The following is a 13,423-nucleotide window of genomic DNA, read 5'->3' on the forward strand; positions in this document are numbered from 1 at the left end:
AAGACTCGGACGCAACGAATGTGCCGCCCTCGTCCGCCGGCATCTTCTTCCAGCGGGAGAAGGAAGGCCGCACACGACGGCGCGGCAACCCGACGAAGCAACGCAGCCTCACGCCACTGGCATACTGTTCCGCCGCGCCTCGCCCACACTCACGTGATCACCGCCGACACCTTCGCGCAACTCGCCGCCGCCGGCCACACCCGCATCCCGGTCGTGCGCGAGGTGCTGTCCGACCTCGACACGCCGCTGTCGGTGTACCTCAAACTCGCCGACGGCCCGAACACCTATCTCTTCGAATCGGTGGAAGGCGGCGAAACCTGGGGCCGCCACTCGATCATCGGCCTGCCCGCCAAACGCAGCTACGAATTCCGCGGCCACACCCTCACCGTGCGCGAATTCGGCGAGGCCATCGAAACACGCGACGTGGCCGACCCGCTGGCCGAAGTGGAAGCCCTGCGCGCCGCGCACGACGTCCCGAAGATCGACGGCCTGCCGGCCTTCACCGGCGGCCTCGTCGGCTACTTCGGCTTCGAAAGCATCGGCTACATCGAGCCGCGCTTCGCCACCACCGACAAGCCCGACCAGCTCGGCACGCCCGACATCCTGCTGCTGCTGTCGGACGAAGTGGCCGTCTTCGACAACCTCAAGGGCCGCCTCTACCTCATCGTGCACGCCGAAGCCGCGCAACCGCGCGCGTTCGCGCAGGCGCAGCGCCGCCTCGACGCCCTCGTGCATCGCCTGCGCCACGCCGGCGCGAGTTACCCGGACGTGCTCGACCCCTCCACGCTCGACGAAACCGATTTCGTCTCCGGCTTCACCCGCGACGGCTTCATCGCCGCGGTGGAGAAATCGAAGGAATACATCCGCGCCGGCGACATCTTCCAGGTGGTGCTCTCGCAGCGCCTCTCGGTGCCGTTCCGCGCGCGCCCGGTCGACGTCTACCGCGCGCTGCGCGCGCTGAACCCGTCGCCGTACATGTATTTCCTCGATCTGGGCGCAACGCAGATCGTCGGCTCCTCACCGGAAATCCTCGTGCGCCAGCAGGGCGGCACCGTCACCGTGCGCCCCATCGCCGGCACGCGCCCACGCGGCGCCACGCACGAAGAAGACCTCGCACTCGAAGCCGAACTGCTCGCCGATCCGAAGGAACGCGCCGAGCACCTGATGCTGATCGACCTCGGCCGCAACGACGCGGGTCGCGTGTCGAAACCGGGCACCGTGCAGGTGGGCGAACAGTTCGTCATCGAACGCTACAGCCACGTCATGCACATCGTCTCCGAAGTCACCGGCCAGCTGCGCGACGGCCTCAGCTATGCCGACGTGCTCAAGGCCACGTTCCCCGCCGGCACCGTCAGCGGCGCCCCGAAAATCCGCGCGCTGGAAGTGATCCGCGAACTCGAACCGATCAAGCGCAACATCTACTCCGGCGCCGTGGGTTACATCAACTGGTGGGGCGACGCCGACACCGCCATCGCCATCCGCACCGCGGTCATCCAGGACGGCCGCCTGCACGTGCAGGCCGGCGCCGGCATCGTCTACGACTCCGATCCCGCCAAAGAGTGGGACGAAACGATGAACAAGGGCAGGGCGCTGTTCCGCGCCGTCGCGCAGGCGGCAGGCGGGCTGTAGGGCGGGCGCGGGCTCATTCGGCCTCGTCGCTGCGCCGCAGGCGGTAGAGCGCGCCGCTGCCGTAGCCTTTCGCCAGCGGCAGCAGGCCGAGGTAGTCGGTGGCGAGGCCGTGGCCGCCGATGGCCGCGAGCAGGGCGGCGGTTTCGGCGCTGACGTAGACCGCGCCCGGCGCCGCCACCGGTTCGATGCGCGCGGCGCGGATCACGTGCGAACCGAAGAAATTCGCGCGGCCCAGGATCGGATCGTGCGCCGGAAACACGGGGCCGGTGTGCATGCCGATGCGGATGCTGGTGCCCGACGGCAAGCCTTGCGACGGCCAGTCGGTGCGCTCCACTTCGTCGCGCAGCTGCAGCGCGAACCGGGCACCGTCGACCACCTCGTCGAACACCAGGAACAGGCCGTCGCCCCAGGTGTTCACGAACGCCGGCTGGTGCGGGCTGCGTTGCACGATCTGGGCGATCGCGCCGATGAAATTGAGCAGGAACGACGGCGTGTCCTCCTCGCCGAGCTTGCTGAAGCCGACCATGTCGGCGAACAGCATGGTGCGGACCTTGCGCCGCATCGCGGTGCCGCGCAGGGTCACCGGATCGCGCGGCGCGCGCGTCGCCGCCGGCGCCGCCGCGTGCGGGTGCGCGCGGCGCAACGCCGCCAGGTCGATGCGTTCGCTGCCAAGACCGTGCGCATCCCAGCGCTGCAGCGTGTCGCGCGTGCCGCCGGGGCCGCCGGGGGCGTCGGCGTCGACCAGCGCAAGCATCGTCGGATCGGTGTCGAGCTGCTGCGCGTGCAGCACCGCACCGCCGTGGATCAGCGCCGCGGCGTAGCCGAACAGCTCCTCGTCGCCGAGGAACCGCTCGCGCACGCCCTGCGTGACGCTGGTCGCGCGCAGCAGCGCATTGCGGTAGCGCGCGATCCAGCGCTCGCCCGCGAACGCCACGCTGGTCGCGAGAAAATCGTTGCGATCGAACGGCAGGGTGATGTGCACCTCGGCGCCGCATTCGAGCAGCGCCTCGACGAACAGCAGATCGCCGCCGCATGCGGCCGAGCAGTAGCCGAAGCCGACGCCGAGCCGCCGCACGCTCTCGCGGATGCGCGCCGCGACGGCCGCTTCGAGGGCGGGCGGAAAACGCGCGGTGTGCTGCCACGGCGGATCGATCATGTGCCCGGTGAACACCAGCACCGACGGCACGTGCAGCGCCGCATTCACCGCATCAGGTATGTCGATCGCCTCGCCGAGCAGGCGCAGCTGGCGGCGCATGCTCGCCACGTGGCCGACGTGGCGGCCGGCCGCGGCCACCGCGGCGGCATAGTGACCCGCGGCGCGCGCGTCCTCGCCGAGCAACAGCGCCGCTTCGCCGAGCGTCGCCTCGCGCCAGTGCGTCGGTGCGTCGGTCGCATCCGGCACGGCGTCCCGCACGGCGCGCGCGAGCGCGCGGGATGCATCGGGCTGCCCGGTGAGCAGCAGCAGGGTGGCGGCGTTGATGCCGGGAAACGGATCGTGCGATGCGGCCCAGGCTTCGCCGTAATACCGCAGTGCCTCGGCCGCCGCGGTATCGCGCGCCGGACCTGCGGGCAGGCGCGCCCAGCGGTCCTTCGCGATGCGCCCGGCGAGCGCACGCGCGTCCACGGCCGCCGTGCCCGCCACGTCGCCGTCGAGCAGCGGCGCGATCGTCGCCGCGGCCTGACGGTAGTCGCCGATGCGGGCATGCGCGAGCGCGGCCAGATGGCGCAGCACGGGGTCGACGTCGTCCCGACGCATCGGTTCGCGCAGGATCTCGCAGGCCAGCGTCGGATGCCCGAGGTCGAGCGCGGAACGTGCCAGCCGCAGGCGTTCGTCGGGCGCCGGGCTGCGGCGTGCGTCGGCGTAGCCGGTCCAGGCGTCGAGCACATCGCGCAGGGTCGCGGCAGGCATGGCTGGCACCGGGCAGGGGCTGTGGGGGCATCAGTGTGCCCGCCGGGTAGGCCCCTGCGCCACGGCGTCCGGCATCGCCGAGTCCGCGCGGGGCGTCGTCGGGCATCGCCGCACGCGGGCCGTCTGGCGGGGGCCGCCCATCGTCGCGGATCGCGGCGCCGTCTCGGCGACGCTGGCGGCAGAGCAAAAAAAGCCCCGCATCGCTGCGGGGCTTCCTTGTGCTGCGGGTGTCGCGGACGACGGCTGGATCAGAAATCCATGCCGCCCATGCCGCCCATGCCACCACCGCCGTGGCCGTGGCCACCGGCGGGTTCGTCCTTCTTCGGGGCTTCGCCGACCATCGCTTCGGTCGTGATCATCAGGCCCGCGATCGAGGCGGCGTTCTGCAGCGCGGTGCGGGTGACCTTGGTCGGGTCGAGGATGCCGAATTCGACCATGTCGCCGTATTCGCCGCTGGCCGCGTTGTAGCCGTAGTTGCCCTTGCCGGCCGCCACCGCGTTCAGCACCACCGAGGCTTCTTCGCCGCAGTTGATGACGATTTCGCGCAGCGGGGCTTCCATCGCGCGCTTGGCGATGGTGATGCCGTGGTTCTGGTCTTCGTTGGCGCCCTTCAGATCCTTGATGGCCGCCAGCGCACGCACCAGGGCCACGCCGCCGCCCGGGACCACGCCTTCTTCCACCGCCGCACGCGTGGCGTGCAGGGCGTCTTCGACGCGCGCCTTCTTTTCCTTCATTTCGATTTCGGTGGACGCGCCGACCTTGATCACGGCCACGCCGCCGGCGAGCTTGGCAACGCGCTCCTGCAGTTTCTCGCGGTCGTAGTCGGACGAGGTTTCCTCGATCTGGGCCTTGATCTGCTTGATGCGCGCCTGGATGCCTTCACCCTCGCCCGCACCGTCGATGATCGTGGTGTTTTCCTTCGAGACCTGGATCTTCTTGGCGCGGCCCAGATCCTTGATCGTGGCCTTCTCGAGCGACAGGCCCACTTCTTCGGAAATGACCGTGCCGCCGGTGAGGATGGCCATGTCTTCGAGCATCGCCTTGCGACGATCGCCGAAGCCCGGCGCCTTCACCGCGCACACCTTGACGATGCCGCGGATGGTGTTGACCACCAGCGTCGCGAGCGCTTCGCCTTCCACTTCCTCGGCGACGATCAGCAGCGGCTTGCCGCTCTTGGCCACGCCTTCGAGCACGGGCAGCAGCTCGCGCACGTTGGAGATCTTCTTGTCGTGCAGCAGGATGTACGGATCGTCGAGCTCGGCGGACATCGACTGCTGGTTATTGATGAAGTACGGGCTGAGGTAGCCGCGGTCGAACTGCATGCCTTCGACCACGTCCAGCTCGTTCTCCAGGCCCGAGCCGTCTTCGACCGTGATGACGCCTTCCTTGCCGACCTTGTCCATCGCCTTGGCGATGAGGTCGCCGACGTTCTGGTCGGAGTTGGCCGAGATCGAGCCGACCTGGGCGATTTCCTTGCTCGTGGAGCAAGGCTTGCTGATGTTCTTGAGCTCGGCGACGGCGCCGGTGACGGCCTTGTCGATGCCGCGCTTGAGGTCCATCGGGTTCATGCCGGCCGCGACGGCCTTCATGCCTTCACGGATAAGCGCCTGCGCGAGCACCGTGGCGGTGGTGGTGCCGTCGCCGGCGATGTCGGAGGTCTTGGACGCGACTTCCTTCACCATCTGCGCGCCCATGTTCTCGAACTTGTCGGCCAGTTCGATTTCCTTGGCGACGGAGACGCCGTCCTTGGTGATGGTGGGGGCGCCGAAGCTCTTCTCGAGCACGACATTGCGGCCCTTCGGACCGAGGGTGGCCTTGACGGCATTGGCGAGGGTGTTGACGCCGCGGACCATGCGGGTGCGCGCGTCTTCGCCGAAACGGATTTCTTTGGCTGCCATGGGATGAAACTCCGGGATTCGTGATTTGGGATTCGTGATTCGTGATTCGTTAGAGCAGGTGATCGGGGACGTGAGGGACTCGGAGCGGGCCGCGGCCTTGGCTCTTACGAATCACCAATCACGAATCCCGAATCACGCGCTCGATCGGCTCAGCCGATCACCGCAAAGATGTCGTCTTCGCGCACGACGAGGTATTCGGTGCCGTCGACCTTCACTTCGGTGCCGGAATACTTGCCGAACAGCACCTTGTCGCCGGTCTTGACGGTGAGCGCGCGGACCGTGCCGTTGTCGAGCGCCTTGCCGGCGCCGACGGCGACGACTTCGCCCTTGATCGGCTTCTCGGTGGCCGAGTCCGGAATGACGATGCCGCCCGCGGAAACAGTGTCGGCTTCGAGGCGCTTGATGATCACGCGGTCGTGCAGCGGCTTCAGGTTCATGGGGTGTCTCTCTCCAAGCTGTTGATTGACGGGGATGCCAACGGGTTGTTAGCACTCACGCTGGGTGAGTGCCAATTCTAGCCGACAAGTTCGCCGCTGTGCGAGCCGGCCGGCGCTGGCCACTGAGTGCGGTCGGCGGGCGGGCTTTCAAGGGTTGGGACGTGCGGTGTGTCGGCTGGACGTGCGGCGTCCGCCGTCCTCCGGGCGCGGCCCGCCATCGCCATGCCGCCTGCCGGGGAGCTCGCTGCGAAACCCGGGCGTGTGGCCGGGGAACGCCGGGCCTCGCAGTGGGCGACGGTTCGAACGCGCAGTGCTGTGCGGGGGAAGTCCTGATCCGTTCCCCGTCGTGTCGTCGTGGCGCGGCTGCGGACAGGTCGGAGTCGGGAGTCTTCAGTCTCGTCGTCCCGGCGAACGCCGGGACCCAGCGACGTTGTTGGTTCGCTCGGCCTTTGCGGCGCAAATAAAAAAGTCGCTGGGTCCCGGCGTTCGCCGGGACGACGGGATGGGGCCGAGCTACCCCGAGCAGTGTGCCTTTGCCCGGACGACGGGACAGGGCGACTTCGAGCGTTCCCGGGTCGGCAGTGCGCGCGGGCACGTGCCGTTCCGCCAGGCTGCGACCACCGGGTGTTTCGTGCAGAACGCCAGCATTTCCGTGCTTCGGGCTCGGTTCGTCGCAGCGTGCCCGGGCTGTCGCGGGGCCGACATACGCGAGTTGGTAGACTTGCAGCTCAGTCGACGCAGATCGGCTGGCAGACATTTTTGTTGCGATTCCGGGGTCTTCTCATGAGCGTTTTCCACGCGCGCGGCCTGGCCGTGCTGGCACTGCTTTTTCCTGCGCTGGGTTCGGCGCAGGTTTCGATCACCACCTCCGGCGCGGTCGAGGACTTCGACTCGCTCGCCGCCACGGGCACCAGCAACGTCCTGCCCGCGGGCTGGGCGCTGCTGGAGTCGGACGACAATGCCAACGACAGCTACGCCGCGGGCGACGGCAGCGGCAACGCCGGCAACACCTACAGCTTCGGCACCGGCAGCAGCGCCGAGCGCGCGCTCGGCGCGATCCAGTCCGGCTCGCTGGTACCGATGTTCGGCGCGCAGCTGCGCAACGACACCGGCGGCACGCTGTCCGAACTGCCGATCGCCTACATCGGCGAGCAGTGGCGCCTCGGTGCGACGGCGCGCGTGGACCGGCTCGATTTCCAGTACAGCACCGACGCCACCAGTCTGGGCGACGGCACCTGGACCGATGTGGACACGCTCGATTTCGTCGCGCCCGTGTCCGGCGGCTCGGTCGGTGCGCTCGACGGCAACCTCGCGGCCAACAGCACGGCGATCGAGGGTGCGATCGCCGGCCTCGCGCTGGCGCCGGGCGCGACGTTCTGGATCCGCTGGATCGACTTCAACGCCTCCGGCGCGGACGATGGACTGGCCATCGACGACGTGGTGTTCGGCACCGCCGAAGACGTGCCGCCGGTGCTCGCGGGCAGCGTGCCCGCCAACGGCGCGAACGATTTTTCCGCCAGCGCCAACCTCACGCTGCAGTTCTCCGAGCCGGTGACGGTGAGCGGCGCGTGGTTCACGCTCAGCTGCGGCGGCGGTGCGCTGTCGGTCACGGTGAGCGGCGGTCCGACGAGCTACGTGCTCGACCCGGCCGCCACGCTGCCGATCGGCGCGAGCTGCACGCTGGCGCTCGACGCCGGCCTCATCGCCGACCAGGACGGCGACGTCGATGCCTACGCCGGCGTCACGTCGATCGCGTTCACCACCGTCGCGCCGCCGGCCAACGTGCTGCCGACGGTCACGGCCACGCAGCCGCTCGACGGCTCCACCACGTTCCCGGCCGCCGGCGACCTCGGCGTGACGTTCAGCGAGCCGGTCACGCTGTCGCCCGGCGCATTCGCGCTCGCCTGCGCGCAGACCAGCGGCATCGTGCTCGTGTACGCGACCAGCGGCACCACGTTCTCGATCGACACCGGCACCGCGCTCGTGGCAGGCGAGGCCTGCACCTTCACCGTCGACGCCGATGCGGTGAGCGACAGCGAAGGCGCGCATCCGCTTGCCGACACGGTGATCCAGTTCACCGTGAGCGACAGCAACACCGGCGATTACTACGCCACGGTGAACACCTCGAGCCCGGGCCAGCTGCGCTGCACGCTGCACAACATCATCGACGACCACACTGCGTACCCGTACACCTCCAGCAGCACCGACACCTGGGACATCCTCAACCTCGCCGACGAGGATCCGGTCGATCCGGGCAAGGTGCTCGACATCTACCGCAACGAGTCGTACACCAAGATCAGCGGCGGCACCGGCGCCTACAACCGCGAACACACCTGGCCGAACTCGCTCGGGTTCCCGGGCGGTTCGCCGGGTGCGTACACCGACACGCACATGCTGTATGCCTCCAACACGAGCTACAACTCCACGCGCGGCAATTCCCCGTACGACAACTGCCCGGGCTGCAGCGAGCAGACCACGCTGCTCAACCACGGCGTGGGCGGCGGCTCCGGCGTGTACCCGGGCAACTCGAACTGGTTCACCGGCGACACTTACGAGGTGTGGGCCGGGCGCAAGGGCGACGCCGCGCGCGCGGTGATGTACATGGCGATCCGCTACGAAGGCGATGGCGGCGGCGAGCCGCAGCTGGAGCTGACCAACAACCGCGCGCTGATCGTCGGCAACACCAGCACCGATGCGTCCGATCCGGCCTACATGGGCATCCTGTCCACGCTCATCGCTTGGCACCAGGCCGATCCGCCGGACGCGGGCGAACTCGAACGCAACGAAGTGATCTTCGGCTTCCAGGGCAACCGCAATCCCTTCATCGACCATCCGGAGTGGGGCACCGAGGCGCTGTTCACCTCCAGCACTCCGACGCTGTGCGAGATCGGCACCGGCAACCTGCCGCCGGTGGCGAACGACGACAGCTACGCCGCCACGGAAGACACGACGCTCACGGTGAACGCTCCCGGCGTGCTGACCAACGACACCGATGCCGAAGCGGCGACGCTGACCGCGGTGCTGGTGGGCAACGTCGCGCACGGCACCCTGCAACTGGTGGCCAACGGCGGCTTCCTCTACACGCCGTCGGCCGACTATTGCGGTCCGGACGCATTCACCTACCGCGCGTCCGACGGCACGTCGAACTCGGCCGTGGCCAACGTGGCGCTGACGGTGTCGTGCGTCAACGACGCGCCCGCAGCCAACGATGCGACGTTCTCGCTGCCGGAAAACAGCGTGTTCGGCACCGTGGTCGGCAGCGTGGCCGCGAACGATCCGGAGAGCAACGCGCTGACGTTCGAGATCACCTCGGGCAACACCGGCGGCGCGTTCGCCATCGATGCCGACGGCGACATCACCGTGGCCAATGCCGCGGCGCTCGACTTCGAAACCACGCCCCAGTTCGTGCTGGGCGTGACGGTGACCGACAACGGTCTGCCGCCGCAGAGCGACGTCGCAACCATCACGGTGAACCTCACCGACATCGACGAAACCACCAACGGCGCGCCCGAAGCCGTCGGCACGCTGGAGGATTTCGAAGCGACCGAAGGCGCGGCGATCGCGCTGCGCGATCTGGGCGTTGCCTTCAGCGATCCGGACGGCGATACCCTGACCTTCACCGCGGCCAACCTGCCCGCCGGCCTCGTGCTCGACCCGGTCACCGGCATCCTTTCCGGCACGCCGGCCGACGGCAGCGCCGACGCCAGCCCGTACACGGTGACGGTGAGCGCCAGCGACGGCATCGCCAGCGCGCAGCTCGACTTCGCGCTGACGGTGCGGCCGGCGACGCAGCCGGGTCTTGCCATCTTCGCGGACGGCTTCGAGGACTGAGCGCCGCCGCAGCGATGCATCGACGCCCGGCGCGGATTCGCGCCGGGCGTCGTCGTTTGCGGGTCTGCTAGGCTTCCGGCCCCGCTTTCGACCCGGTGGTCCATGACCGTTCTGTTCGTCCATTGCACCTGCCCCGACGCCGCCGTGGCCGAGCGCATCGCGCGCAGCCTGGTCGAGCAGCGGCTCGCGGCGTGCGTGAGCATCGGCACGCCGGTGCAGTCGATCTACCGCTGGGACGGCGCCATCGAGCAGGCCGACGAGGTGCCGATCGTGATCAAGACCACGGCCTCGCGCCTGGACGAGATCAAGGTGCACATCCTGCTGTCGCATCCGTATGAACTCCCCGAGATCGTGGCGGTCGAAGCGACCGCGGGGCTGGACCGATACCTGGGCTGGATCCGTGCCTCCACCGAGCCCCAGAGCGAGTGATCCCGTGTCCGTGATGTCCTTCCGCGCGCGCCATGCGGGCGCTGCCGTTCGAGCGACTGTCCCCGTGCTCCAGCCTGTCCCCCGGATCGAGTCGATTCGCGGATCCCGGCCCGGCGCTGCTTTTGAGCCCTTCCCCCTCGACGGGGGAAGGGTTGGGATGGGGGTGGCTCCTGCTTGGACGCGTTCCCTCAGGACGCCACATGCCAAGGCAAGATCAACAGCCACCCCCATCCCAACCCTTCCCCCGTCAAGGGGGAAGGGCTTGACGGCGTGGGCGAGGCGCATCGTCCAGTCCCTGCTCCTCGCCGCGCTGACCCTCGGCGTCGCCGCTGCCGCCTCCGCCGCCATCGACGAAGACGATCTGCTGCCGATCGACGAGGCCTACAAACTCTCCGTCACCGCATCGACGCGCGATCGCATCGAGTTCACCTGGACCGTGGCCGAGGGCTACTACCTCTACCGCCACCGCATGGGTGCCGAGGCCGTCGACGCGAGCTTCGAGGCCGGCCCGCTGGACCTGCCGCCGGGAGTGAAAAAAACCGACGAATTCTTCGGCGAGGTCGAAACCTACCGCGGCGCAGTCACCGCCACGCTTGTCGGCGTTGCGCCCGCGACGGCCGCCACCGCCACGTTCAAGGTGAAATATCAGGGTTGCGCCGACATCGGCATCTGCTACCCGCCGCACACCAAAACGCTTACCGTCGAACTGCCGCAGGAGGCGTCGAGTGCGCTCACGCTCGCCGCACGCGCCACGCCGGCCGGATCGCCGCTCGGCCTCGGGCTGCAGGTGGGCGGTGCGCTCGCGTCGGCGACGCCCGGCACGGAGTCGCTGCCGTTGCCGGAGGACGAGGCGTTCCAGTTCGAGGCCATCGCCACCTCGCCGGTCGAGCTGCTGCTGCGCCTGACGCCGGCGCCCGGCTATTACCTGTATCGCGACAAGACCTCGCTGCGGCTGATCGATGCCGACGGTGTCGCGCTCGCGACGCCCGCGTGGCCGGCGGGCGAGGCTCACGCCGACGAGCATTTCGGCGAGGTGCGCGTGTATTTCGACCAGATCGAAGTGCCGCTCGCGCTGCGCCGCTCGCGCGCCGAGGCCGGGCCGCTGACGCTGGAGGCGAACTTCCAGGGCTGCCAGACCGACGGCATCTGCTATCCGCCGATGACGCGCCGCATTGCGCTCGACCTGCCGGCGGCCGGTGCCGACCAACTGGTCTCCACCGCGCAATTGCGCGACACCGAAAACGCGCCGCAAAGCGGCGGTATCGGCACCACCTCGCTGCTGCTGGCGCTCGTGTTTGCGCTTGGCGGGGGACTCATCCTCAACCTGATGCCGTGCGTGCTGCCGGTGCTGTCGCTGAAAGCCTTGTCGCTGGCGGCCAGCGGCGAAAGCCGCGAGAAGGCCCGCGCGCATGCGCTGTGGTACACGTTCGGCGTGCTGGCGAGTTTCGCCGCGCTCGGCGCGCTGGCGCTCGGCTTGCGCCAGGCAGGTCTCGCGCTGGGCTGGGGATTCCAGCTGCAGCAGCCGCTGGTCGTGGGCCTGCTCGCGTATCTGATGGCGGCGATCGGCTTGAGCCTCTCGGGCGTGTTCTCGATCGGCGCGGGCTGGGCCGGCATGGGCCAGTCGCTGACCGAACGCAGCGGGCCGGCCGGCGATTTCTTCACCGGCGTGCTGGCGGTGATCGTTGCAAGTCCGTGCACTGCGCCATTCATGGGCACGGCGCTGGCGTTTGCGTTCGCGTCGGGGCCGGTGGTTGCGATCGCGGTGTTCCTCGCGCTCGGGCTCGGGCTTGCGCTGCCGTTCCTGCTGATCGGTTTCGTGCCGGCGCTGGCCACGCGACTGCCGAAACCCGGCGCCTGGATGGAGACGTTCAAGCAGCTGCTTGCGTTCCCGATGTATCTCACCGCAGCGTGGCTGCTGTGGGTGCTGGGCAAGCAGCGCGGGGTGGACGCCATCGGCTGGGCGCTCGCCGGGCTGGTGCTGCTGGCGCTGGCGCTGTGGTGGCGGGAGCGCGCGCGCTGGTCCGGCCGGCGCGTGCAGCGCGCGCTCGCGCTGCTGCTGGCCGTGGCCGCACTGTGGCCGCTGTGGCAGGCGCACCGCCTCACTCCGCCGTCGTCCGTGCCGGTGGCCGACGGCACCGAACCCTATTCGGCGACGCGTCTTGCCGAACTGCGCGAGGCCGGGCGCACGGTGTTCGTCAACATGACCGCGGACTGGTGCGTCACCTGCAAGGCCAACGAAAAACGCGTGCTCGACACCGATGCCTTCCGCGCCGCGCTCGCGCAGCGCGATGCGGTGTACATGAAAGGCGACTGGACCGACGTCGATCCGGAAATCACCCGGTTCCTCGAAGCGCACGATTCGGTCGGCGTGCCGCTGTACGTGGTGTACACGCCGGCCGACACGCGGGGACCGGGAACCGTGCTGCCGACGGTGCTGACCCAGGGCGCGATCGACGCCGCGCTCGCGGGCACGGCCCCGTGAACCGCGGCGCGCAGGTGGCGCTGATCGTCGGGCTCGGCGTCATGGGCGCGCTCGCCGGTGTGTGCGCGAGCCTGTTCGTGGTCGGCCCGGGTCCGCTGCTGCGCACCGAGCTTGGGCAGCGCATCGTCGAGACGGTGGCCGGTGCGGGTGCGCCGCCGTTGCCGGCGGGCGTGACCGTGACGCCGCGTGGCGAAGTCGCGCCCGATTTCGTCTTCACCGCACGCGATGGCGCGCAACGCCGCCTCAGCGAATTCCGCGGCCGGCCCGTGCTGATCAACTACTGGGCGAGCTGGTGCGGACCGTGCGTGGACGAGATGCCGCTGCTCGACGCGTTTGCCGCATCGCAGCCGCCCGACGGCGTGCAGGTGCTGGGCGTGGCGCTGGACGACCCCGACTCGGTGGCTGCGTTCCTGGCCGAGGCGCCGGTGGCCTTCACGATCCTGCTCGACGAGCCCGGCCCCGGCGACAGCTCGGTGCGCCTCGGCAACCGACGCAGCGTGCTGCCGTTCTCGGTGCTGCTCGACGCGGACGGACGCGTAATGAAGACCAAGCTCGGCGCGTTCGACGCAGAGCGCCTGGAGGCCTGGGCGGCACCGTAATATCGCCGCGCGCGCGCGAATCGGCGCATGGGTACGGATGACCGGGCGAACGGGCGAAAACGAAGCGCCGCAATCTGCTTCCCTTCTCCCTGCGGGAGAAGGTGCCCGACAGGGCGGATGAGCAACTGTCTTGCGCCGACCCGTTGGTGCTATGCCCTTGCAGTGGCCCGCATCTCATCGCGACATCGCGCATTGAGGACGGTGAGCAT

8 protein-coding genes are annotated in these 13,423 nt (G+C 69.3%); 5 read left to right on the top strand and 3 right to left on the bottom strand.

The genetic code is table 11. The features are described from left to right. The first annotated feature begins 153 nt into the window (after window positions 1-153). On the top strand, window positions 154-1,629 hold the full coding sequence (gene trpE, locus HNQ52_RS16270) for an anthranilate synthase component I (protein WP_183962269.1): 1,476 nt from the start codon (window positions 154-156) through the stop codon (window positions 1,627-1,629). A 13-nt stretch (window positions 1,630-1,642) separates the two neighbouring features. Here trpE and HNQ52_RS16275 read toward each other — a convergent pair whose 3' ends face one another. From HNQ52_RS16275 to groES, 3 genes are all read right to left on the bottom strand, one after another. Beyond that, window positions 1,643-3,538: a TRAFs-binding domain-containing protein gene (locus HNQ52_RS16275; RefSeq protein ID WP_183962271.1), complete on the bottom strand. Its 1,896-nt coding sequence runs from the start codon at window positions 3,536-3,538 to the stop codon at window positions 1,643-1,645. A 248-nt stretch (window positions 3,539-3,786) separates the two neighbouring features. Then, window positions 3,787-5,436: a chaperonin GroEL gene (gene groL, locus HNQ52_RS16280; RefSeq protein WP_183962273.1), complete on the bottom strand. Its 1,650-nt coding sequence runs from the start codon at window positions 5,434-5,436 to the stop codon at window positions 3,787-3,789. Window positions 5,437-5,585: 149 nt separating this feature from the next. Beyond that, window positions 5,586-5,873 (bottom strand): co-chaperone GroES, encoded by a 288-nt coding sequence (groES, locus tag HNQ52_RS16285; protein ID WP_183962275.1) that lies wholly within the window; start codon window positions 5,871-5,873, stop codon window positions 5,586-5,588. 783 nt (window positions 5,874-6,656) lie between these two features. Between groES and HNQ52_RS16290 the strand changes: the two genes are divergently transcribed. The 4 genes from HNQ52_RS16290 (at window position 6,657) to HNQ52_RS16305 (ending at window position 13,214) form a co-directional block, all read left to right on the top strand. Further along, the gene (locus tag HNQ52_RS16290) at window positions 6,657-9,704 is read left to right on the top strand and encodes an endonuclease (protein WP_183962277.1); all 3,048 of its coding nucleotides are present in this window, start codon (window positions 6,657-6,659) and stop codon (window positions 9,702-9,704) included. A 102-nt stretch (window positions 9,705-9,806) separates the two neighbouring features. Continuing rightward, on the top strand, window positions 9,807-10,133 hold the full coding sequence (cutA, locus tag HNQ52_RS16295) for a divalent-cation tolerance protein CutA (RefSeq protein ID WP_183962279.1): 327 nt from the start codon (window positions 9,807-9,809) through the stop codon (window positions 10,131-10,133). 262 nt (window positions 10,134-10,395) lie between these two features. Continuing rightward, complete coding sequence (locus HNQ52_RS16300) at window positions 10,396-12,615, top strand: protein-disulfide reductase DsbD family protein (RefSeq protein ID WP_246387890.1); 2,220 nt, start codon at window positions 10,396-10,398, stop codon at window positions 12,613-12,615. Continuing rightward, window positions 12,612-13,214 (top strand): TlpA family protein disulfide reductase, encoded by a 603-nt coding sequence (locus HNQ52_RS16305; RefSeq protein WP_343059404.1) that lies wholly within the window; start codon window positions 12,612-12,614, stop codon window positions 13,212-13,214. Before HNQ52_RS16300 ends, HNQ52_RS16305 begins: the two co-directional genes overlap by 4 nt. Window positions 13,215-13,423 lie beyond the last annotated feature (209 nt).

The sequence above is a fragment of the Chiayiivirga flava genome, assembly GCF_014202825.1.
In the GTDB taxonomy this organism is placed as follows: domain Bacteria; phylum Pseudomonadota; class Gammaproteobacteria; order Xanthomonadales; family Xanthomonadaceae; genus Chiayiivirga; species Chiayiivirga flava.

What these genes read in the sequence shown, in the direction of transcription:
- HNQ52_RS16275 (WP_183962271.1), bottom strand. Translation starts at nt 3,538, where the DNA reads ATGCCTGCCGCGACCCTGCGCGATGTGCTCGACGCCTGGACCGGCTAC.
- groL (WP_183962273.1), bottom strand. Translation starts at nt 5,436, where the DNA reads ATGGCAGCCAAAGAAATCCGTTTCGGCGAAGACGCGCGCACCCGCATG.
- groES (WP_183962275.1), bottom strand. Translation starts at nt 5,873, where the DNA reads ATGAACCTGAAGCCGCTGCACGACCGCGTGATCATCAAGCGCCTCGAA.
- HNQ52_RS16290 (WP_183962277.1), top strand. Translation starts at nt 6,657, where the DNA reads ATGAGCGTTTTCCACGCGCGCGGCCTGGCCGTGCTGGCACTGCTTTTT.
- cutA (WP_183962279.1), top strand. Translation starts at nt 9,807, where the DNA reads ATGACCGTTCTGTTCGTCCATTGCACCTGCCCCGACGCCGCCGTGGCC.